Genomic DNA, 2,585 nt, shown 5'->3' with positions numbered 1-2,585 from the left:
AACGTCGTCGCCATCACGATGAACTGCAGGGCCAGGCCGCGTTGCACAGGCCTTGTGGGAGCGGGCTTGCCCGCGAAGAGGGCAGCGCATTTCTTCGGGGTAGACACAATCGCCAAAAAATAAGACGATCCAGCCGGTGATTGACCACTCTACCCTATAAGAACAATGACAATGATGTTTACCCAACCCTCCGCGTCGTTGCGGCGCGTCAGCATCCTGGCCATTGATAAAGTGTTCGCTTCGACACTGATGCAGGCCAAGGACTTCTTCCACCTGGCCAGCCTGCGTTACAGCAAGCAACTGGGCCTGGGGCTGCAATCGATGTTCGAGATTCACCTGGTGAGCCCTGACGGCCAGCCGGTGGACAGCTTCAGCGACGTTCAACTCCCCGTGGACAGTGGCCTGGGTGACGCCGATGTGATCATCCTCCCGGCGTTCTGGGACGACTTCGACAACCTGCTCGCCCGCTACCCGCAAGTGCTCCCCTGGCTGCGTGAGCAGCACGCCCGTGGCGCCGTGCTGTGCGGCGAAGCCAGCGGCGTGTTCTGGCTCGCCGAGTCAGGCCTGCTCGATGGCAAGGAGGCGACCACCTACTGGCGCTTCTTCAACAGCTTCGCCGAACGCTTCCCCACTATCCGCCTGAATCAGGACAAGCACCTGACCGACGCCGACAACCTGTACTGCGCCGGCGGCACCACCTCGGCCTGCGACCTGTACATCTACCTGATCGAGCGCTTCTGCGGCGCCAACGTCGCCCGGGCGGTGGCTCGCGACATCCTCTACGAAGTGCAGCGCAACTACACGCCAGGGCGCATGGGCTTCGGCGGGCAGAAGCTGCACCAGGACCTGATCATCCTGCAGATCCAGCACTGGCTGGAGGAGCACTTCGCCGACAAGTTCCGCTTCGAGGACGTGGCGCGCAACCATGGCATGAGCATCCGCAACTTCATGCGCCGCTTCCAGAGCGCGACCGGGGACAAGCCACTGCACTACCTGCAGCGCCTGCGTATCGAGACCGCCAAGGGCCTGCTCTCGAGCACCCGCAAGAGCATCAAGACCATCAGTTATGAGGTGGGGTACGACGACGCGAGCTTCTTCGCCCGGCTGTTCCGCCAGCACACCGAACTGTCGCCGAACCAGTATCGGCAGCAGTTCATGCAGGAGGCCTGAGAACACCACCCCCCCCTGGCAGGTGCGCGGCAAGCCCGCGCCTGCCAGGGGACAGGTACGGCTTCAGGGCTTGTGCGCGCGAGCCAGGAACTCGTGGGACTGCATTTCCAGCAGTCGGCTGAGCGTACGCTGGAACTCGAAGCTCAGGCGCCCGCCGGTGTACAGGTCCTTGAGCTCGACTTCGGCCGAAATGATCAGCTTGACGTTGCGATCATAGAACTCGTCGACCATGTTTATGAAGCGGCGGGCGATGTCGTCGGTGGTGACGCCCATCTGCTCGACGTTGCTCAGCAGCACGGCATGGAAGATCTTGCCCAACTCGATGTAGTCGTTCTGGCTGCGTGGCCCATCGCACAAGGCGCGGAAGTCGAACCAGGCGACGTCGTCACAGGTGCGCAACGCGTGGATCTCGCGATTCTCGATCATCAGCACGTCGTTCTCGACCGCCTGGGTGCAATCGGGGGTCAGGGCCTTGAAACTGGCGCGCAGACTCTCGTGGGCGGCTTCGTTGAGCGGGAAGTGGAACAGCTCGGCCTGCTCCAGGTGGCGCAAGCGATAGTCGACGCCACTGTCGACGTTCACCACATCGGTGTACTGCTTGATCATGGCGATGGCCGGGAGGAAGCGCGCACGCTGCAGGCCGTCCTTGTACAGGCCGTCCGGCACGATGTTGGAGGTGGCCACCAAAGAGACGCCGTTCTTGAACAGCTCTTCCATCAAGGTGCCGAGGATCATGGCGTCGGTGATGTCGGACACGAAGAACTCATCGAAGCAGATCACCTTGGCTTCCTGGGAGAAGCGCTTGGCGATGATGGTCAGCGGGTTCTTCTCACCCTTGAGGGTTTTCATTTCCTCGTGCACACGCTTCATGAAGCGGTGGAAGTGGGTGCGCATCTTCTCCTTGAACGGCAGCGCCTCGAAGAAGGTGTCGACCAGGTAGGTCTTGCCACGCCCTACCCCGCCCCAGAAATACAGGCCTTTGACCGGTGTCTGCTCCTTCTTGCCGAACAGCTTGCCGAACACGCCCGGCTTGTTGCTCTGCGCGGCGACCAGGTCGTCGTAAAGGCGCTGCAAGTGACGCACCGCCGTTTCCTGCGCCGCGTCATGGAAGAAATCGGGGCGTTTCAGATCTGCTTGATATCGTTCTAGGGGCGTCATGATTCGTTAGCGAGGCAACAAAAAACGGGCCGTCACTGTAGCGACCGGCCCGCTTAATGGCAATCAGTCTGTAGGAGCGGGCTTGCCCGCGAACACCGGCATGGCCGGTGCCATGCAACGCGGCGCCTGCTTCGCGGGCAAGTCGGAGCGCCGAACCGCCGCTTGTGTCTTGATAGGGGATTAGAATCTGGAGTGAGAGCGGTGAATGGCAAGCTGCATGCCGCATGTGCCTTGAGCACGAGTAGGAGCACAAGCTG

The 2,585-nt window shown here is 61.5% G+C and carries 2 protein-coding genes; one reads left to right on the top strand and one right to left on the bottom strand.

All coding sequences use genetic code 11. The annotated features are described in order from the left end of the window. Window positions 1-273 precede the first annotated feature (273 nt). Window positions 274-1,170 (top strand): GlxA family transcriptional regulator, encoded by an 897-nt coding sequence (locus tag ACPZMI_RS00055; protein WP_172964850.1) that lies wholly within the window; start codon window positions 274-276, stop codon window positions 1,168-1,170. Window positions 1,171-1,233: 63 nt separating this feature from the next. Here the strand turns inward: ACPZMI_RS00055 and zapE are convergent, their stop codons facing one another. After that, a complete protein-coding gene (gene zapE / locus ACPZMI_RS00050) occupies window positions 1,234-2,328 on the bottom strand; it encodes a cell division protein ZapE (protein ID WP_186668071.1) in 1,095 nt (364 codons plus the stop codon). Between the last annotated feature and the right edge of the window lie 257 nt (window positions 2,329-2,585).

It is taken from the genome of Pseudomonas wayambapalatensis (assembly GCF_049942315.1).
Classification (GTDB): domain Bacteria; phylum Pseudomonadota; class Gammaproteobacteria; order Pseudomonadales; family Pseudomonadaceae; genus Aquipseudomonas; species Aquipseudomonas wayambapalatensis.
Note: the sequence above shows the minus strand (reverse complement) of the source record. Positions and strands in the feature narration are given on the sequence as shown.

Bases quoted from the DNA above. Each gene is read 5' to 3' on its own strand.
- zapE (WP_186668071.1), bottom strand. From the start codon at position 2,328: ATGACGCCCCTAGAACGATATCAAGCAGATCTGAAACGCCCCGATTTC.